Source organism: Natronorubrum aibiense (assembly GCF_009392895.1).
Taxonomy (GTDB): Archaea; Halobacteriota; Halobacteria; order Halobacteriales; family Natrialbaceae; genus Natronorubrum; species Natronorubrum aibiense.
In genome coordinates this window covers 2,295,215-2,312,868 of record NZ_CP045488.1, presented here as the reverse complement: position 1 = coordinate 2,312,868, position 17,654 = coordinate 2,295,215, and the positions used below count along the sequence as shown (strand labels likewise).

The following is a 17,654-nucleotide window of genomic DNA, read 5'->3' as shown; positions in this document are numbered from 1 at the left end:
GGTAAAAGCTACCGGGTGCTCGCCGGCGTCAGGCGAGCGCGGCGGCAGCCGCGTCGGTTGCAGCCTCGGCGATCGGACCGAAGCCGGCGAGCAACGCGACCGTCATCACGGCAGCGACGATGAGCGCCGCGTACAGCCCCGTTGGCTGGTCGAGCGCGCCACGGTCAGAGAGCGGGTCCTCGATCAGGACTGCCTTGACCAGTCGCGAGTAGTAGTACAGCGAGAGTGCACTGTTGACTACCAGCGCAGCGGCGACGGCGAGCATGGCGGTGGTGCCGATGCTGATCGCGCCGGTAAACAGGAAGTACTTGCTCCAGAAGCCAGCGAACGGCGGCACGCCAGCGAGACTGAACATGAAGACCACCAGTGCGGCACACGCAACGGGTGCCTGTGCCGAGAGGCCGTTGTAGTCTTCGAACGTGCGGCCAACGCCCCAGTGTTCGGCGAGTGCGACGAACAGGAACGCCCCCGTGTTCATGAAGCCGTAGACGAGCAGGTGCATCATCGCGGCACCCATGACGAGGTCGCCGCCGTCGGCGGTGAGTCCCGCCAGTCCGATCAGCGCGTAGCCGGCGTGACCGATCGACGAGTACGCGAGCATCCGCTTGACGTTCGTCTGGGTCGCTGCCGCGAAGTTCCCGATCGTCATCGTGGCAATCGCGAGGATGACGAAGGCGATCGTCCAGTCGATGCCGATCAGTTCCTGGGTTGCCTCGAGCGGAAACGCGGTCGTGAACACGCGGAACGCGATCACGAAGCCGGCAGCCTTCGACGCCGAGGAGAGGAACGCACTGATCGGTGCGGGTGCCCCCTCGTACGCTTCGGGGGCCCAGAAGTGAAACGGCACGCTCGCCGTTTTGTACGCGAAGCCGCCGATCAGCATGAGGATGCCGAGTCCGAGCAGGCCACCGAAGCCGTCCGCGTCGCCGGCCTCGAGAACGGCTGCGATGTCGGCCAGATAGAGGTGGCCGGTCGCGCCATAGACCAGCGAGATTCCGTAGAGGAAGATCGCCGAGGAGAGCGCGCCGATCAGGAAGTACTTCAGGCCAGCTTCGACGCTCCCGCGGTTGTCCTTTAGAATCGCCACGAGCGCGTACGACGGCAGGCTCGCGAGCTCGAGTGCGATGAAGATCGTCACGAGGCTGTTTGCGGCAGCCATCAGCGACATCCCACTCGCCGCGAGCATGACGAGCGAGTAGTACTCGGCCTGGTAGGTGTGGCCGGCGAGATAGTCGTAGCTCGCCACCGCGATCAGTGCGGTGACGATCGCGACGACGATCATGAAGTACAGCGCGAGCTGGTCGACGACGAGGCCGTGGATTGGCTCGATCTCGCCGCGACCGCCATCGATCGTAGGCGTGCCGACACCAGCGGCGGTGTACCAGACGGCGACGGCGAGTGAGGCGAGTGCGCCACCAGCCGCGGTTCCAGCCAGCAGCGAGCGATTCGTCGACCGCGGGGAGACGCTATCGAAGACGAACAGCGCCAGCGCGGTTGCGACCATGATCAATGCCGGTGCGAGTGCTGCCCACTCGGGGAGTTCGAGCACCGCCATTACAGTTCACCTCCGTTCAGGATCGGATCGACTGCGTCGGTTATCATCTCGAAGATCAAGTCAGGTGCCACGCCCAGCAGGATGATGATGCCGAGCAACACGAACATCGGCACGACGTCGTGCAGCGGTGCGCGGCTCACCTCGTAGTCGGTCTCGAGTTCGTAGGGCCCGAAGACGGTTCGCTGGAGCGCAAACAGCAGGTATCCAGCGACGATGACGATGCCGAACATCGCGAGCGACGTAAACAGCGGCGCGTACGCGAAGTCGGCCTGGAAGGCCCCGAAGAAGATGGTGAACTCGCCGTAGAAGCCGGACATCAACGGCAGCCCCATGTAGCCGAACGCGCCGGCGATGAGAATACCTACCGCGACGGGCATCCGGTCTGCCATCCCCGACATATCCGTGACGAGTCGGGTGTGCGTGGCGTTGTAGATGACGCCGACGGCCATGAACATCAGCCCCGAAATGAAGCCGTGTGAGACCATCTGGAACGTCGCCCCGCCGACCCCGAACTGGGTGTAGGCGATCAGACCGAGGATGACATAGCCCATCGACGAGACGGACGAGTAGGCGACGATCCGTTTCAGGTCGGTCTGGGCGAGTGCGAGCATCGCCCCGTAGATGACGCTGATCACGGCGATTGCCGCGATCGGCACGGCGTACGTCTCGACCTGTCCGGGGAACATCGTGAAGTTGAACCGCAGCAGGGCATAGGTCCCCATTTTCAGCAAGACCCCCGCCAGCAGCACCGACGCTGGTGTCGGAGCTTCAACGTGGGCGTCCGGCAGCCACGTGTGGAACGGAACGACCGGCACCTTCACTGCAAACCCGAGGAACATCGCGACGAACACCACAGAGGTGAGCGTCGTTCCCTCGAGGCCGAGGAAGCCGTCGGGACCGCCCTCGAGCATCGCCGTCGCGATTTCGGGCAGGGCGAACGACGTCACCGAGTCGCCGAGTCCGAAGACGAGTGCGATGAAGGCACCGAACATCACGAGCGATGCCACGTTCGTGTAGACGAAGAACTTGATCGCGGCGTACTTCCGTCGCGGGCCGCCCCAGATACCGATCAGCAGGTACATCGGGATCAGCACCGCTTCCCAGAAGATGAACCAGAGGAAGAAATCGAGCGCGGCGAAGACGCCGATGAGGTTCGCCTCGATGAACAGCACGAGCCCGTAGAACTGGGACTCGCGGTCGTCGATTGGCGTCCACGAACTCATGATCGCAAGCGACACGAGAATCGTCGTCAGGACGACGAGCGGGATGCTAATGCCGTCGAGCCCGACGAACCACGAGATCGAGTACTCGCCGAGTTGGAGCCACTCGTAGTGGGACTCGAAGGCAAGCGTGCCCTCGAGCAAGGCGTTGCCGCTGCCGTCGAAGGCTGTAAACATCCACAGGCTGAGCACGGCGGGCACGAGGCTGATCGCGAACGCCAGCTTGCCTGCGATTCGATTCGGCGCGACGAACGTCACCAACGCGCCGACCAGTGCAACCGCGATTAGTACTTCGATCATCATCAGAACCACCCTCCGTACAGTCCGAGCACGACCAGTAAGCCGAGGAACCCGGCCACCAGTAGCGCTGCGTAGTTTGTCACGATTCCCGTTTGAACGTGTTTCACACGGTCGCTCCCGAACAGGCTGACAGACGAGACGGCGTTGACGGTTCCGTCGATGACGGTCTGATCGAACCAGTTTGCCGCGCGCGCAATGGGCAGCGTCAGCCCTTCGGCGAGCCAGACTTGGAACTCGTCCTGGTAGTAGTTGCTCCGCAAGGTGGTGTACGCGCCGCCGAGTTTCGTCATGTGGCGGGACGGCTCAGGCACGTTGTACAGCGAATGTGCAGTGAGCGCGCCGGCCAGCGCGAGCCCGAGCGAGACGCCGGCACCGAGCAGCATCGTCACCGTCTCCGAGGTAATGTAGCCCTCCTCGAAGGGGACCGTCTCGTGGTAGTCGTGGTAGGTCAGTCCTTCGACAGCTCCGTACTCGCCGTCGAGCCAGAACTCGAGGAACGTAATGTCGATACTGAGCAGTTTCGCGACGGGAGCGAGGTTCGCGAGCCCGGCGACGGTCGCGAGGACACCCAGTGTGATCAGCGGGACCTTAATCGCCCAGCCGACCGGGTGTGGGTCCTCTGCCATCTCGGATCGGGGCTCACCGTGGAAGGTCAAAAAGACCATCCGGAAGGTGTAGAAGCCGGTGAAGAAGACGGCCACGAGTCCCATCGCGTACGCGGCGAGGATAACCGGTTGCTCTAAGCCTACGATCAGTGCGTCGTAGAGAATCTCGTCTTTCGACCAGAAGCCCGAGAACGGGACGATTCCGGCGAGTGCGAGCGCGCCCGCGAGGAACGTGTAGTAGGTGACGGGGGCCTTGTTCTTGAGGCCGCCCATCTTCCACATGTCCTGTTCGTGGTGCATGAGAACGATGACGGCCCCGGCACCGAGGAACAGAAGCGCCTTGAAGAAGGCGTGGTTCATGAGGTGGAAGACGCCGGCGACGTAGCCGCCGACGCCGAGTCCCAGCATCATGTAGCCGTACTGGCTGATCGTCGAGTACGCGAGCACCTGCTTGATGTCGTCTTTGACGACACCCATCGTCGCCGCGAACAGTGCGGTAAAGCCACCGACGAAGGCGATAATCGCGAGTGCGGTCGGGCTGAGTGCGTAGTAGCCGAACATCCGGGCGACCAGATAGACACCGGCCGCGACCATCGTCGCCGCGTGAATCAGCGCGGAGACGGTAGTCGGACCTTCCATCGCATCCGGCAGCCAGGTATGGAGTGGGAACTGAGCGGATTTGCCGATGACACCACCCAGCACCAGCAGTCCGGTGATCGTCACCCACGTCTGGGCGTCGAAGCCGAACAGTTGCGTGCCGTCGTCGATCGCAGTCTCGGCTGCCGTCACGAACGAGTCGTCGCCGGCGAACGCGACCGTGCCGAACGTAGCCGCGATCGCGACGACCCCGATCAGGAAGAAGTAGTCCCCGAAACGGGTGACGAGGAACGCTTTCTTCGCCGCCGACGGAGCCGACTGCGTTCGGAACCAGAACCCGATCAGCAGGTACGAACACAGGCCGACGAGTTCGAAGAACATGAACGCCATCAGCAGGTTATCCGCGAAGACGAACGCGAGCATGCTGAACGTAAACAGCCCGAGTTCAGCGTAGTATCGGGGCAGTCCCGTCTCGCCTTCGGCGTTCATGTATCCGAGGCTGAATACGTGGACGAGCAATGCGACGAGCGAGACGATGACCAACATCAGCGTCGATAGCGGGTCGAGCAGGATTCCGAACGTGAATTCGATCTCCTCGGCACCGACCTGGCTCGTAATCTCGCCGGAGGTCCACTCGTACAGCGTTTCGTGATACACTTCACCACCCGCGACGGCTGCAAACATCACGAGCGACAGCAACAACGAACCTGCCGTCGCAAAGATGCCCGCAATCGCCCCCTTTTTCGGCATGTACTTGCCGAACACCAGAGCGACAACAAACGCCACGAGCGGGAACAGTGCGATCGCCGGAGCGTAACTGAAAATTCCTGTTCCTGCCATTTTACCACCTCATCGTCGTCGGAACCGTGACGTCGACGTCACGGAAGTTGCGGTACAACACCAGAATGATCCCGAGCCCGACGGCGACCTCAGCGGCGGCAAGCGCCATCGTAAACAGCGCGAACACCTGCCCCGTGAGATTGCCGTGATAGAACGAAAAGGCGATCAGGTTGATGTTCGCCGCGTTCAGCATGAGCTCGACGGACATCAGGAACATCAGTGCGTTGCGACGCGTCAACACGCCGAAGAGCCCGATACAGAACAGGCCCATCGACAACAGGACGTAGTACTCGACGGCGACGGTCATCGGTCGTCACCTCCACTCGAGTCCGCATCGGAGGTGCCACCGTCGGTCGCCGTCGGCTCGGTGACAAAGCCACTCGAGTCGGCCGTATCGGCGGTGTCCGGAGTCGAACGCGCAAGCGGCGAGACCGGCTCGCCTTCTTCCTCGCGTTTCGCGAGGACGAGCGAGGCGTCGAGTGCAGCGTCCAGAGTGATTGCGATCAACAGGAACGCTGCGAGGAACGGCTCGGTCACGCCGATCGAGCCGTCGGTCGATTGCAACACCTCGAGATCGAACAGCGCGTAGCCGAGTTCGGACGTGATCGAGATACCGTCCGGATAGCCGGCCATCGACGCAAACGACGTGTTCAGGACGATCAGTGCCATCAGCCCGAACAGGCCGACGGCGAGCAGCCCGGGAAGCAGCGATTTGCCGAGTCTGAGCTGTGGGCCTGTCGTCATGTCTGTACCACCTCTTCGGACGCCTGTTCATCACGCTGGGTCAGCATCACCGCGAAGGTGATGAGGACGAGCACCCCGCCGACGTAGACGAGAACCTGCATCATCGCAACGAACTCGGCGGCGAGCATCACGTAGTGAACTGCGATGCTCAGCAGCGCCACGCCAAGCATGAGCGCCGAGTGCCACGGATCCCGAAAGAGAACCATCCCCAGCGCGCTGGCAAGCGTCACGAACGCAAATGCCGCGAACGCTATCGTATCCATCATTGTTACTGGTAGTCGACGTCTCCGTCTCCTTCGCCGATCCACGCACCCCGATCGGGTTCACGTGACTCGAGCGGGTCGATATCTTTGTACCACGGTACGGCTCGCAACTGGTCTTTGTTGTAGACCAGCTCGTGTTTAGTGTCGCCGGTAAACTCGAAATTCTGGGTGAGCAGAATGGCGTCGACTGGACAGACCTCCTCACAGAGCCGGCAGTAAATACACTGCCCGATGTTGAGGTTGTACTGCTCGCCGTTTCGCTTGTCGTCCATCACGATCTGGATCGTGTCGTTCGGACAGACGTTCTCACACTGGCGACACCAGATACAGCGTTCCTGACTAAACTTGTGGACGCCCCGAAATCTCGGGGAGACGTCCGGTGCGGTCTCCGGATACTCGACGGTAAACGTCGAGCCGTCCAGTGCGTGTTTCATCGTCGTGGCCATGGATTTGAGTAGTCCGATCATGCTATCAGCCCCACAATGACTGCGGTGATGACGAGATTAGCGAACGAAAGGACGAGCAGTCCTTTCCAGCCGATCTCGATAAGTTGGTCGATTCTGACACGTGGGATCGCCGAGCGGAGCCACTGGGTCAGGAAGAACACTCCCCAGATCTTGATGATGAACCAGACGATACCGAGTCCATCTGGTCCTGGCCCTGCCGGACCGCCGAGGAAAATCGTCGCGATGATCGCCCCGCCGAGGAAGATGTGGATGAACTCCCCGAGGTAGATCAACACGAAGTAGACGCTCGAGTACTCGGTCTGGTAGCCAGCGACGATCTCGGTCGGCGCTTCGGGTGTGTCGAAGGGATTGCGGCCGACTTCGGCGAAGTTCGCCACCAGAAAGAGGACGAACGCGAACGGGTTGACCAGCGCGTACCACGCCGGAATGTCGAGACCACCGAGCGAGACGAGCGTCTGCGCCTGTGCCTCGACGATCGCACTCATCTGTAAGGTGCCGGCGAAGATGACCACCGACATCCCGGTGACGACTAGCGGAATCTCGTAGGCGATGTTCTGTGCGACTGCCCGAAGGCCGCCGAGCATCGAGTACTTGTTCGCCGACGAGTAGCCGGCCATCATCAGGCCGATGCTTGCGATGCCGGCAACAGCGAAGACGTACACCAGCCCGACTTCGGGATCAGCGAGGTGGATCCCACTTCCCATCGGGATCACGGCAAAGCCGAGCAGTGCCGAGGACGCGATAACGATCGGTGCGAGGTCGTACGCCGGTCGATCGGCGTGCTCGGGTACGATCAGTTCCTTCGAGAGCAGTCGCACCGAGTCGGCGACGATAATCAGCAAGCCGGCCGGACCGAGTCGGTTGACCGCAATTCGGTCGGTGAAGGCGGCCGTGATCTTTCGTTTCGCCCACGGACCGGCGACGCCGGTCATCGCCAGCATGATGTTTCCGACGATAAACGCCGCGAGGAACGTCGCGAGCAGTTCGCCACCGAGGCCGAACTGATCAAGGCCAGTCAGCTTGCCGATCCGCTCGGGGAGCAACACGGTATCACTCTGTAACGGGAGTGGTGGAACGCCACCGACCATACTTACCGATCCACCTCCCCGAGAACGATGTCGAGACTGCCCAGCGAGGCCACCAGGTCAGGGATGTACTCCCCTTCCGACATGACCTCGAGCGCCTGCAGGTTCGAAAAGCACGGACTGCGGATCTTGAACCGACCAGGTTTGTCCGTCCCGTCCGAACGAATGTAGATACCGAGTTCGCCCTTTGCGGCTTCGACCGCCCGGTAGACCTCCGTGTCGGCGTCCGGTTTGAGCGTCCGCGGAACGTTGGCCTGCACTTCGCGGTCGTCTTCGGGCCAGTCCTCGAGCAAGTCGAGACACTGCTCGATGATCTTGGCCGACTCTTCGACTTCCTGCATCCGCACGAGCACACGCGCGTAGTTGTCACAGCCGTCCTGGGTGACGACGTCCCACTCTAAGTTCTCGTAGTAGCCATAGGGGTCGTCACGCCGCAGGTCGTAGTCGATACCGGACCCACGGGCGACGGGGCCGGTACAGCCGTACTGTTTGGCCACCTCGGGTTCCAAGATCCCAGTGTTGTGACACCGGACCTGGAAGATTTCGTTCGAGGTGATCATGTCGTTGTACTCGTCGACTTTCGCCGGGAGTTCGTCGAGGAAGTCCCGCGTCTTCGCGATGAACTCGTCGCGCGGTTCGGGCAGGTCCCAGGCGACACCGCCGAGGCGGAAGTAGTTGAACATCAGCCGCTGGCCGGTCAGGTCTTCGAGGATGTCCTGGACGACCTCGCGGTCGCGGAACGCGTACTGGAAGACGGCGGTGAAGTCGCCGTAGACGTCCAGTGCGAACGTGCCGAGTGCGAGCATGTGCGAGGCGATCCGGCAGAGTTCGGCGCCCATGGTCCGGATGATCTGGGCGTACTCGGGAACCTCGATATTCGCCAGATCCTCGGCCGCGCGGGCGTATGCCCACTCGTTTAAGAGGCCGGCTGAGACGTAGTCCCACCGGTCAGGGTAGGGCATGATCTGGTGGCGATAGGTCCCCTGCTGGCACATCTGCTCCTCACAGCGGTGCAGGTAGCCGATGTCGGGGTCGATATCCACGACCGTCTCACCATCTAACACCGTCTTGACGTGGAGCACGCCGTGGGTTGCCGGGTGGTGTGGTCCGATGTTTAAAAACATCGTGTCCGACTCCTCGTCGTGGTGGTCGGGTTGGATCGGGTTGGCGTGTTCCGAGAGCGTGACGATCTGTGGCTTCTCCTGATCGTAGCCCTTAGAGAGCGGATGCCCCTGCCAGGTTTCGGGCAAGAGAATCCGTCGCGGATCAGGATGGCCTTCGTAGTCGATCCCCACGAGGTCGAACGCTTCGCGCTCGTGCCAATCCGCCGTCCGGAAGACGGGTTCGGCCGACTGACTGACGGGGTCGTCAGTCGTCGTCGGAACAACCACTGAGACCTCCTGGGTCGGATCGGCGTACTTTTTCAGGTGATAGATCGATTCGTACCGATCCGAATACTCCTGTGCGGTGAGACAGGAGAGGTGATCGAAGCCGGCTTCGTCCCGAAGGTCAGTGAGGACATCCTGAACGTCGTCCGGTCGGATGACGAACCCCGGCGCGTTGAGGTGATCGTCGCGTCCGAGCGCGCGGTCGCCGAGCAGCGCCTCGAGGTCGTCTTCGGAGACTTCGACCCGTGTCGCTCGTTTCTCGAGTCCCGTGCTCATGGTGAATCAGCCCAGTTGTAACGCATGACGAGATCGTCTTCGTCGATTTCGCTCGCGAGTTTCTGGACAAGTTCGTCTTTCGGCAGGTCGCCGAACTGCTCGAGTTCGTACGGTTTGACGACGACCGGCGACGACTCGCCGTTTCGAATCCGCTCTTGCAGTTTGGCGACGCCGTAGATGAGCGCCTCCGGCCGGGGCGGACAGCCCGGCACGTGAATGTCGATCGGGATGATCTCCTCGGCACCCTTCACGACGTTGTATCCTTCTTGGAAGGGGCCGCCGGAGATCGTACACGATCCCATGCCGACGACGAACTTCGGCTCGGGCATCTGGTCGTAGACGCGCTTCATTCGGGGACCGAACTTCGAGACGATCGTCCCGGGGACGATCATCACGTCGGCCTGTCGCGGCGATGCGCGTGGCACGCCAGCACCGAAGCGATCGAGGTCGTGTTTGATCGCGTAGGTATGGATCATCTCGATACTACAGCAGGCGATCCCGAACTGTAGCATGAACATCGAGTTGCCCCGGACCCAATTCATGAACTTATCGAACTTCGTGAGGATAAACGGCGATGCGCCGAACGCCTCCCGGAGCTTGGAGTTGAACCGGTCGTCCGGACCTTCGCCGATCCGCGAGTCGCGGGTATCCGTCGACGGTGCGGTGCTGTCGTGGATCGATTGTCGTGGATTGTTACTGCTCATTGTCGATCATCACCGGACGCTAACTGACGCGGTGTCTGTGCCCACTGTACTGCACCGTTGCGCCACGCCCATGCGAGTCCGACCATCAGGATGGCGACGAACAACAGCATCGGCCCGAGGATCTCGAGCAGCGAGACGGCGTCCGATTCGACGGCATCCAGGTAGACGACCGCCCAGGGGAACAGAAGGACGGTCTCGATATCGAAAACGAGGAACAAAAGCGCAACCATGTAGTACTGGATATTGAACCGAATGCGCGTCCCGCCGGTTGGAACCTCGCCACTCTCGTAGGTGGCACGTTTACTCGTTTCGGGGACAGACGGCCGTAAGAGGTACGATACCGCCATCATTCCGAGCGGTATCAGCAGTCCTACGAGCGCCAGCGCCCCGATTGCGATCCAATCATTCATCTCCGTAACGTTCGAGGGTTCAAACCGCACGCATATAAGGGTTGATTGTTCGTTTTTCGGCGGAAGACGGACTACAACGCCGTCTTTCGTGATAAATCACTCACTTGGGTTTTACTCGTATGTCATTCGTAGCTATCGAGCGTTGAACTAGTTACTGACGTGACTGGTCTGTGTCGTTCTTCGAACCGCGTCGTTACGGCCGAACGAGGGAATCTTTCACGAAAGACGATGGTCTTCTAGTACCATCAACCGGACGACATACGGTTCGCTATCGTCGAGACCGTTGCTCACTCCCCTCGAGGTGTTGAATTTGTGCCCGGCGAGATCGTTACTCGCTCGAGAACGTCTTCGTTCCCTGATCGTGCAGGTCGCGAGAGACGGTTCCGACACCCTCACGGAGGCCGTCGTGGTAGGCGACGAGTCGGTCACGGACCGAATCGTGCTGGCGGGCGAGGATCTGCGCCGCAGAGAGCGCGGCGTTGAACGACTTGCCGGCGTCGACGGCGACCAGCGGGGCGCCGGTTGGCATCCCGATGACGCTGTCGACGGACTTCTCCTGGACGGGGACGCCAATCACCGGCAGCGGGTAGGCGATCGAGGCCGTCATGTTCGGCAGATCGGCCGACTTGCCGCCAGCCCCGGCGATGATGACCTCGAGGCCCCGATCTTCGGCCGTCTCGGCGTACGCCGTCATCAGATCCGGCGTGCGGTGAGCCGAGGTGACGTACGTCTCGAACGTAAACCGTTCTTCCGGTGAGTTCTCGTAGTCGGTCTGCTCGGCGAAGCCGAGTTCGTCGACGAACGCGTCGTAGGCACCGCGGCGTTTCCCGCCGGTCATCATAACCTCGAGGTCCGAATCGCTACCCATGACGATTCCGACGTCGGGCGTCTCATCGTTCAGGCGGTCTTGCTCGGCTTCGCGGTGTAGGCGGTCGATCAGGTCGCTGACGCTGTCGCTCATAGGAGAGGATGGTCGGGCGGATGACTTCAATCCGCCCGAAACTACTCCGCCGTGAACGTCACGGCCGACTCGAGCTCGCGCGCGGTCTCGAGCAGGGCTTCGACGTCGGCGTCCGTGTCGCCGGAAACCGTCACGTGACCCATCTTCCGGCCCGGACGGGACGTTCGCTTGCCGTACCAGTGGAGGTGTGCGCCGGGCGTCTCGAGCACACGGTCGACGTGTCGGAGACGTGCGTCCTGATTCTCCTCGACATCGGCCAGCAGGTTCGCGAGTGCTGTTGGCGAGCGCAGTTCGGTCGAGCCGAGCGGCCAGCCGAGGACGGCTCGGGCGTGCTGTTCGAACTGGGAACTCTGTGCGCCCTCGATCGTCCAGTGGCCCGAGTTGTGCGGGCGCGGGGCGATCTCGTTGAGCAGAATCTCGCCGTCAGGAGTTTCAAAGAGCTCGATCCCATAGACGCCCCGGCCATCCATCACGGATAGAACGTCCCGTGCGACCTCGTATGCGCGCTCGGAGACGGCCTCGCTCGAGCGCGCGGGCACGATCGTCTCTCGAAGGATCTCGTCGACGTGGATGTTCTCGCCCAGCGGGAAGGTCGCGATCTCGTCGTCGCCGTTGACGGCGATCACCGACACCTCGCGTTCAAACTCGACGAACGCTTCGACCATCGCGGGGCCGGCGACCGACTCGAGGGCATCCTCGGCGTCAGCCTTCGATTCGACGGGAACGTTCCCGCGACCATCGTAGCCGCCGGTCCGCGCTTTGAGCATGACTGGCGCGCCGTAGTCGTCGATGGCCGCGCGGATGTCGTCGGCGTCGTCGACCGCACGGAACGGCGGCACCGGAACGCCGGCGTCCTCGAGTTCCCGTTTCTGGACGAGCTTGTCGTGGATCGTCCGCAGTGTCGACGGCTTCGGATGTACGGGCGTCCCCGTATCCTCGCTGATGCGCTCTAAGACGTCCTGATCGGCGAGTTCGATCTCGAACGTGAGGACGTCTGCGCGGGCGGCGAGTTCGCGAATGCCTGCCTCGTCGTCGAAGTCAGCGACGATCTGGTCACGGGCGACTGGCGCGGCCGGGCAGTCGGGTGTCGGATCGAGTACGACCACCTCGACGCCGAGCGGCGACGCCGCCTCGGCGAGCATTCGTCCGAGCTGTCCGCCACCGACGACGCCAAGCGTCGGTCCGGGCGTCTGCAGCGTTGTCATTGCGCGAACGGTTGACGTTGCCCGCGCTTAAGCGTTCTCAATAGACCAACGCGGTTCGAATCCCGATAGCTGTCCGTTCCGTCGGTTGCGGATAATTTATCGTGGTCGATTATCCGAGTTTGTTACTCGATAACGGTACCTCTTTTACCCGCCCTCTCTACCGGTCGCGTATGACCACGCTCGGATTGGTGGTCGCGGAGTTCAACCGTCCGATCACCGAGCAGATGGAACAAGAGGCTCTCGAGGCAGCCCAGGCCGCAGGTGCCGACGTGTACGAGACGGTCTCCGTCCCGGGCGTCTACGACGCCCCGCTGGCGGCAGACCGACTCGCCCGCCTCGAGGCGGTCGACGCCGTCGCCGTCATCGGGACGGTCATCACCGGCGACACCGACCACGATCAGGTGATCACCGACGCGACCGCCCAGCGGCTCTCCGACGTGAGTCTCGAGCGTGACACCCCCGTGACCCTCGGCGTAACGGGGCCCGGTATGTCCGCCGCGGAATCGCGCGAACGCGTCGAAAACGCGGCGAAAGCCGTCGACGGCGCGCTCGATCTCGTCGCACAACTTCCCGACCCAGATCAACAATGACGATGGAATTCACCGACCGCGTAACCCGAGTCGAACCGTCCGCAACGCTTGCGATCTCCGCCCTCGCGACCGAACTCGAGGCCGACGGCGCAGACGTCGTCGACCTCTCCGTCGGCGAACCCGACTTCCCGACGCCGCGGAACATCATCGACGCCGGACAGGACGCGATGGATGCTGGCCACACCGGCTACACGACCTCGGCTGGAATCCTCGAACTGCGCGAAGCGATCGCCGACAAGCTGGCCGACGACGGTCTCGATCACGGTCCCGACGAGATAATCGTCACGCCCGGTGCGAAACAGGCGCTCTACGAGATCGTGCAGGCACTCATTCAGGACGGCGACGAGGTCGTCCTGCTCGATCCCGCGTGGGTCTCCTACGAGGCGATGGTCAAGATGGCCGGCGGCGACCTCACCCGCGTCGACCTCTCCGAGACCGACTTCCAACTCGAGCCCGCCCTCGACGACCTCGCCGAGGCCGTCTCCGACGACACCGAACTGCTGGTCGTCAACTCGCCGTCGAACCCAACCGGCGCGGTCTACTCCGACGCAGCACTCGAGGGCGTCCGCGATCTCGCCGTCGAACACGACATCACCGTCATCTCCGACGAGATCTACAAGGAGATCACCTACGGCGTCGAGCCAACCAGCCTCGGCACGCTCGAGGGGATGGCCGACCGCACGGTCACGGTCAACGGCTTCTCGAAGGCGTACTCGATGACCGGCTGGCGACTCGGCTACTTCGCCGGCCCCAAGGACCTGATCGATCAGGCCGGCAAACTCCACAGCCACTCGGTCTCCTCCGCGGTGAACTTCGTCCAGCACGCCGGCATCGAAGCCCTCGAGAACACCGACGACGCCGTCAAAGAGATGACCGAAGCGTTCGAGGAACGGCGCGACCTCGTCGTCGACTTACTCGACGAACACGGCGTCGACGTCGCCGTCCCCGAAGGCGCGTTTTATATGATGCTCCCCGTCGATGACGACGATCAGGCCTGGTGTGAGGGCGCGATCGAAGATGCCCACGTCGCGACGGTTCCCGGCAGCGCCTTTGGCACCCCCGGCTACGCGCGGATCTCCTACGCTGCGAGCGAGGAGCGACTCGAGGAAGGCATCGAGCGACTGGTCGAAGAAGGCTATCTGTAACGCCGCTGACTGGCGTTTCGAGTCGATTGCTTTTCCAAGGGGTGTCCTCCGTCAGCAACGGCTGTCACTCGAGTGTCCGTCCTCGAGTTTATACGGGATGACTACGCCAACCCCGTCATGGACTGTCCAACGTGCGGGAAGACGCTCTCGACGGAGCGTGGCATGCGTCAACACCACACGAAAGTCCACGACGAGCCACTTCCGAATCGAACCTGTCGTGGGTGTGGCCTCGAGTTCTACGACCCGAAGGCCAGACGGGAGTTCTGCGATGACTGTAATCCGAACGCTGGCGAGCACAACGGCAACTGGAGCGATGCGATAGAGACCACGGCGTGTAAACGGTGTGGAGAGGAGTTCGAATACTATCCGTCGAACAAGGACGGCGTCTATTGCCCACCGTGTGTCAACACTGCAGACGGGCTTCTTCCGACGAATCTGTCAATAAAAGGAAATCGAGTAGTAGTCCACTGTCAATCGTGTGACGCCGAACTCGAGGTTCGGCCAGCGCAACTTGAGGAGCACACCCGCGGCTTCTTCTGTACGCTCGAGTGCTACGGTGCGTGGCTCTCGGAGAACATTGTCGGTCCCAACCACCACCAACGGAAGGGCAGCCCGATTACGTATGGCCGGCACTGGTGGCAGATTCGACGGCAGGCACTCGAGCGTGACGACTACAAGTGTCAACACTGTGGGGTAGACGCCGACGAACTCGGACAGAACCCGGACGTCCATCACCGACAGCCTGTCCGATCGTTCGACCATCCCGACGCTGCACATACGATGGACAACGTGATTACACTCTGTCGGAGCTGTCATCGGCGTGTCGAGGCAGGGGAAATCGTGGTCTCTCCTCGAGACGAAAAGTAACACTATTGTACGACGGTGGTCTATCCAGCGAGTGAAGTCCCGTGGTGGCGAGCGGTTCCGATGGAACTGCGAGGTACGCGGGTCGATGAACGAAGTGAGAAGTCCCGTGGTGTAGTGGCCAATCATATGGGCCTTTGGACGTGTTCGGTTTGGTCCGTCACGGAAGACAGCCCATGACGGCGGTTCGAATCCGCCCGGGACTATTTTCGCGCGAACAACTCCGTGAGTGCGAAATATCCACCGGCGGTTCGATCCCAGAGGACGAGATGATTCGAGTCCTCGTGGTTCGAATCCGACCGAAACAAGGCGGGCCGTAACTCGAAGTCCGTCTCGTCCGTAATACTGGCCGAACCAGGATTAACGCAGCGACAACGGTCGTGTCCAGCAGCGATGTTAGATGTCACGTTGGCCAACCCTCGACAGCCACGGTTGGCTCGAGCGCGACACTCGAGTCCAAATAACAGTACCGCCAATCGCGCCGAGTGAGGTGACGACCAGAAGCGAACAGAAGTACCACGGCTGGGACTGTACAACGAGCAGCCCTCGTGCGGGGGCTGGGACGACACCAAGCGCCAGCAGGTAGAGTGCGGTGAGGAGGGCAAGCGACGACCGACGGTAGCCGTGCCAGTAGAGGACGCCGACGAGCACTCCCGCGAGGAGTCCGAGCTGGCCGGAGTGGAGTTCGGGAACCGTATTGAAAACTGATGACAGGATCGTTTCGACGGTGGCCATGAGTACTCGCATCCTGCTCAAGGGATGTGATAGCGATTGCCCTGCAATTGTTCGTCAATGACCCTCTCGGTTACACGATCGGTCGACGGCTCGAGGTACACAGCGAACCCGGTCGATACGCGCGGATCAGCCGCTGTGAACGTTCGGTCACGCGGAATTTCGTCGGGGACGAGATCTCTGCCAAGCTTCATGATATTTCGCCGCGTAGAGGTGTGGGTCTCGAGGGTAATTGACTGTCGCGGACGGATACATACCGACCCACTCGAGTCGGACGACACCAGTCTGAACGCAACCCCCCCAACGAATGACTCAGCGAACACGCATTACCGTCGTCGCCGTCGTTATCGTCCTCCTGATCGTTTCACTCGGCGTCCAAGCGGTCGTCGTCGACCGTGACGCCGATATCGTCAACGAAGACGAGCGATACCCCGGGAATACGCTCGTCGGCGTCCACTCGTACAACGACGACGGGCGAGTCGTCGAGTTGGCGCCCGACGGCGAGGTCGTCTGGGAGTGGTCAGTACCGAACTCGCGCGTGTTCGGCGTCGAACAACTCGATCCGGAGACGGTGCTCGCAGCCGTCGCCGTCAAAACCCCCGCCGAAGACTGTCCCGATGAATACCTCGAGTACGAGGAGCGAGACGACCATTGCGTCCACAACCGCGTCGTCGAGATCGACAAGGAGTCGGGAGAGGTCGGCTGGGAATACGATTGGTACGACGAGTTCATCGGCCACCACGAGGTCCACGACGTCGAACGACTCGACAACGGCGAGACGGCGATTATCGACATGGGGAACGATCGATCGTTCACTGTCGACCGCGAGGGCGAGATCACCTGGGAGTGGCAGGCCGAGGACCATCTGACTCCCGGCACGCCGTTTTACGAGGATTACGGCGGGCCCGAGAAGGACGGCGAACACGACGACTGGACGCATATGAACGACATCGACCACCTCGAGAACGGGAACTTCCAGATGAGTCTCCGGAACTTCGACGTGATAATAGAAGTCGATCCGGAGACCGACGAGATCGTCGACGTCGTCGGCGAGCCGGGTAACCACAGCGTTCTGGAACGCCAGCACAACCCTCACCGACTCGAGGCCCAGGGGACGATGGTCATCGCAGACAGCGAAAACGATCGCATCGTCGAGCACGACCTCGAGTCCGACGAACACATCTGGCAGTACACCGGCCCCTCGGGTGAGCAACTGCAGTGGCCCAGGGATGCCGACCGACTGCCAAACGGCAACACGCTCATCACCGACTCCCAAAACAACCGCGTACTCGAGGTCGATCCCGATGGCGAGATCGTCTGGCAGTACGACGACCTCGACGGCACCGTGATCCCGCTGCCGTACGAGGCCGACCGTATCGGCGTCGACGAACGGTCGGACGCACCGCCGGGCGATGAGTTGACCGCGGTCGACAACGAGCGCAGCACCGTCGAGTCGATACTCAGCGAGTGGGAGGCGATGGCCCAGTACGCTTTCCCGACGTGGATGCACCTCCCGCAGATACTGCACGTCGTCGGTATCGTCCTCGGCGTGTTGTGGCTCGCCGCGGAGGGCGTCGTTTTCAGTTGGCGACGGTTCGTCGGCTAGTAAACGGGGCCGGATTCGTTCCTTCCTGTCGGTCCGACCGCACGCTCACGACGGCAAACGCCACGGCCGACGACGGACGAAATCGCACCTCCGGAGG

Annotated in this window: 18 protein-coding genes and 1 tRNA gene; 5 read left to right on the top strand and 14 right to left on the bottom strand. The window is 61.9% G+C overall.

The features are described from left to right. Positions 1 to 28 precede the first annotated feature (28 nt). The 13 genes from GCU68_RS11275 to GCU68_RS11215 form a co-directional block, all read right to left on the bottom strand. The gene (locus tag GCU68_RS11275; protein ID WP_152941679.1) at positions 29 to 1,555 is read right to left on the bottom strand and encodes an NADH-quinone oxidoreductase subunit N; all 1,527 of its coding nucleotides are present in this window, start codon (positions 1,553 to 1,555) and stop codon (positions 29 to 31) included. Further along, positions 1,555 to 3,078, bottom strand: a complete 1,524-nt coding sequence (locus GCU68_RS11270; protein ID WP_152941677.1) for a complex I subunit 4 family protein — start codon at positions 3,076 to 3,078, stop codon at positions 1,555 to 1,557. The genes GCU68_RS11275 and GCU68_RS11270 overlap by 1 nt, the downstream gene beginning before the upstream one ends. Next, the gene (nuoL, locus tag GCU68_RS11265; protein WP_152941675.1) at positions 3,078 to 5,117 is read right to left on the bottom strand and encodes an NADH-quinone oxidoreductase subunit L; all 2,040 of its coding nucleotides are present in this window, start codon (positions 5,115 to 5,117) and stop codon (positions 3,078 to 3,080) included. Before nuoL ends, GCU68_RS11270 begins: the two co-directional genes overlap by 1 nt. 1 nt (position 5,118) lies before the next feature. After that, positions 5,119 to 5,424, bottom strand: coding sequence for an NADH-quinone oxidoreductase subunit NuoK (gene nuoK, locus GCU68_RS11260; protein ID WP_152941673.1), 306 nt, complete (start codon positions 5,422 to 5,424; stop codon positions 5,119 to 5,121). Continuing rightward, positions 5,421 to 5,861, bottom strand: a complete 441-nt coding sequence (locus GCU68_RS11255) for a hypothetical protein (protein ID WP_152941672.1) — start codon at positions 5,859 to 5,861, stop codon at positions 5,421 to 5,423. Before GCU68_RS11255 ends, nuoK begins: the two co-directional genes overlap by 4 nt. Continuing rightward, positions 5,858 to 6,127 (bottom strand): NADH-quinone oxidoreductase subunit J, encoded by a 270-nt coding sequence (locus tag GCU68_RS11250; protein ID WP_152941670.1) that lies wholly within the window; start codon positions 6,125 to 6,127, stop codon positions 5,858 to 5,860. The genes GCU68_RS11255 and GCU68_RS11250 overlap by 4 nt, the downstream gene beginning before the upstream one ends. A 2-nt stretch (positions 6,128 to 6,129) precedes the next feature. Further along, the gene (locus GCU68_RS11245) at positions 6,130 to 6,591 is read right to left on the bottom strand and encodes a NuoI/complex I 23 kDa subunit family protein (RefSeq protein ID WP_152941668.1); all 462 of its coding nucleotides are present in this window, start codon (positions 6,589 to 6,591) and stop codon (positions 6,130 to 6,132) included. Further along, positions 6,588 to 7,679: a complex I subunit 1/NuoH family protein gene (locus GCU68_RS11240; RefSeq protein WP_152941666.1), complete on the bottom strand. Its 1,092-nt coding sequence runs from the start codon at positions 7,677 to 7,679 to the stop codon at positions 6,588 to 6,590. The genes GCU68_RS11245 and GCU68_RS11240 overlap by 4 nt, the downstream gene beginning before the upstream one ends. A 2-nt stretch (positions 7,680 to 7,681) precedes the next feature. Next, positions 7,682 to 9,340, bottom strand: coding sequence for an NADH-quinone oxidoreductase subunit D (locus tag GCU68_RS11235; RefSeq protein ID WP_152941664.1), 1,659 nt, complete (start codon positions 9,338 to 9,340; stop codon positions 7,682 to 7,684). Then, positions 9,337 to 10,044, bottom strand: coding sequence for an NADH-quinone oxidoreductase subunit B (locus GCU68_RS11230; RefSeq protein ID WP_152941662.1), 708 nt, complete (start codon positions 10,042 to 10,044; stop codon positions 9,337 to 9,339). Before GCU68_RS11230 ends, GCU68_RS11235 begins: the two co-directional genes overlap by 4 nt. Then, entirely contained in the window at positions 10,041 to 10,454 is a 414-nt protein-coding gene (locus GCU68_RS11225; protein WP_152941660.1) for an NADH-quinone oxidoreductase subunit A, read from the bottom strand. Before GCU68_RS11225 ends, GCU68_RS11230 begins: the two co-directional genes overlap by 4 nt. Before the next feature lie 328 nt (positions 10,455 to 10,782). Further along, positions 10,783 to 11,415, bottom strand: coding sequence for an AIR carboxylase family protein (locus GCU68_RS11220; RefSeq protein ID WP_152941658.1), 633 nt, complete (start codon positions 11,413 to 11,415; stop codon positions 10,783 to 10,785). A gap of 41 nt (positions 11,416 to 11,456) precedes the next feature. Further along, complete coding sequence (locus GCU68_RS11215; protein ID WP_152941656.1) at positions 11,457 to 12,620, bottom strand: 5-(carboxyamino)imidazole ribonucleotide synthase; 1,164 nt, start codon at positions 12,618 to 12,620, stop codon at positions 11,457 to 11,459. A 170-nt stretch (positions 12,621 to 12,790) separates the two neighbouring features. Here GCU68_RS11215 and ribH point away from each other — a divergent pair, with 170 nt between their 5' ends. The 4 genes from ribH to GCU68_RS11195 all read left to right on the top strand — a co-directional run bounded on the left by ribH (position 12,791) and on the right by GCU68_RS11195 (position 15,425). Next, a complete protein-coding gene (ribH, locus tag GCU68_RS11210; protein ID WP_152941654.1) occupies positions 12,791 to 13,210 on the top strand; it encodes a 6,7-dimethyl-8-ribityllumazine synthase in 420 nt (139 codons plus the stop codon). Next, positions 13,207 to 14,355, top strand: coding sequence for a pyridoxal phosphate-dependent aminotransferase (locus GCU68_RS11205; protein ID WP_152941653.1), 1,149 nt, complete (start codon positions 13,207 to 13,209; stop codon positions 14,353 to 14,355). Before ribH ends, GCU68_RS11205 begins: the two co-directional genes overlap by 4 nt. 117 nt (positions 14,356 to 14,472) lie before the next feature. After that, positions 14,473 to 15,222: an HNH endonuclease gene (locus GCU68_RS11200; protein WP_152941651.1), complete on the top strand. Its 750-nt coding sequence runs from the start codon at positions 14,473 to 14,475 to the stop codon at positions 15,220 to 15,222. Between the two features lie 100 nt (positions 15,223 to 15,322). Further along, positions 15,323 to 15,425, top strand: a tRNA-Gln gene (locus GCU68_RS11195). A gap of 190 nt (positions 15,426 to 15,615) precedes the next feature. Here GCU68_RS11195 and GCU68_RS11190 read toward each other — a convergent pair. Further along, entirely contained in the window at positions 15,616 to 15,954 is a 339-nt protein-coding gene (locus GCU68_RS11190; protein ID WP_152941649.1) for a hypothetical protein, read from the bottom strand. A gap of 304 nt (positions 15,955 to 16,258) precedes the next feature. Between GCU68_RS11190 and GCU68_RS11185 the strand changes: the two genes are divergently transcribed. Further along, on the top strand, positions 16,259 to 17,557 hold the full coding sequence (locus GCU68_RS11185; RefSeq protein ID WP_152941647.1) for an aryl-sulfate sulfotransferase: 1,299 nt from the start codon (positions 16,259 to 16,261) through the stop codon (positions 17,555 to 17,557). The last annotated feature ends 97 nt before the right edge of the window (positions 17,558 to 17,654 follow it).

Bases quoted from the DNA above. Each gene is read 5' to 3' on its own strand.
- GCU68_RS11275 (WP_152941679.1), bottom strand. From the start codon at position 1,555: ATGGCGGTGCTCGAACTCCCCGAGTGGGCAGCACTCGCACCGGCATTG.
- GCU68_RS11270 (WP_152941677.1), bottom strand. From the start codon at position 3,078: ATGATGATCGAAGTACTAATCGCGGTTGCACTGGTCGGCGCGTTGGTG.
- nuoL (WP_152941675.1), bottom strand. From the start codon at position 5,117: ATGGCAGGAACAGGAATTTTCAGTTACGCTCCGGCGATCGCACTGTTC.
- nuoK (WP_152941673.1), bottom strand. From the start codon at position 5,424: ATGACCGTCGCCGTCGAGTACTACGTCCTGTTGTCGATGGGCCTGTTC.
- GCU68_RS11255 (WP_152941672.1), bottom strand. From the start codon at position 5,861: ATGACGACAGGCCCACAGCTCAGACTCGGCAAATCGCTGCTTCCCGGG.
- GCU68_RS11250 (WP_152941670.1), bottom strand. From the start codon at position 6,127: ATGATGGATACGATAGCGTTCGCGGCATTTGCGTTCGTGACGCTTGCC.
- GCU68_RS11245 (WP_152941668.1), bottom strand. From the start codon at position 6,591: ATGATCGGACTACTCAAATCCATGGCCACGACGATGAAACACGCACTG.
- GCU68_RS11240 (WP_152941666.1), bottom strand. From the start codon at position 7,679: ATGGTCGGTGGCGTTCCACCACTCCCGTTACAGAGTGATACCGTGTTG.
- GCU68_RS11235 (WP_152941664.1), bottom strand. From the start codon at position 9,340: ATGAGCACGGGACTCGAGAAACGAGCGACACGGGTCGAAGTCTCCGAA.
- GCU68_RS11230 (WP_152941662.1), bottom strand. From the start codon at position 10,044: ATGAGCAGTAACAATCCACGACAATCGATCCACGACAGCACCGCACCG.
- GCU68_RS11225 (WP_152941660.1), bottom strand. From the start codon at position 10,454: ATGAATGATTGGATCGCAATCGGGGCGCTGGCGCTCGTAGGACTGCTG.
- GCU68_RS11220 (WP_152941658.1), bottom strand. From the start codon at position 11,415: ATGAGCGACAGCGTCAGCGACCTGATCGACCGCCTACACCGCGAAGCC.
- GCU68_RS11215 (WP_152941656.1), bottom strand. From the start codon at position 12,620: ATGACAACGCTGCAGACGCCCGGACCGACGCTTGGCGTCGTCGGTGGC.
- ribH (WP_152941654.1), top strand. From the start codon at position 12,791: ATGACCACGCTCGGATTGGTGGTCGCGGAGTTCAACCGTCCGATCACC.
- GCU68_RS11205 (WP_152941653.1), top strand. From the start codon at position 13,207: ATGACGATGGAATTCACCGACCGCGTAACCCGAGTCGAACCGTCCGCA.
- GCU68_RS11200 (WP_152941651.1), top strand. From the start codon at position 14,473: ATGGACTGTCCAACGTGCGGGAAGACGCTCTCGACGGAGCGTGGCATG.
- GCU68_RS11190 (WP_152941649.1), bottom strand. From the start codon at position 15,954: ATGGCCACCGTCGAAACGATCCTGTCATCAGTTTTCAATACGGTTCCC.
- GCU68_RS11185 (WP_152941647.1), top strand. From the start codon at position 16,259: ATGACTCAGCGAACACGCATTACCGTCGTCGCCGTCGTTATCGTCCTC.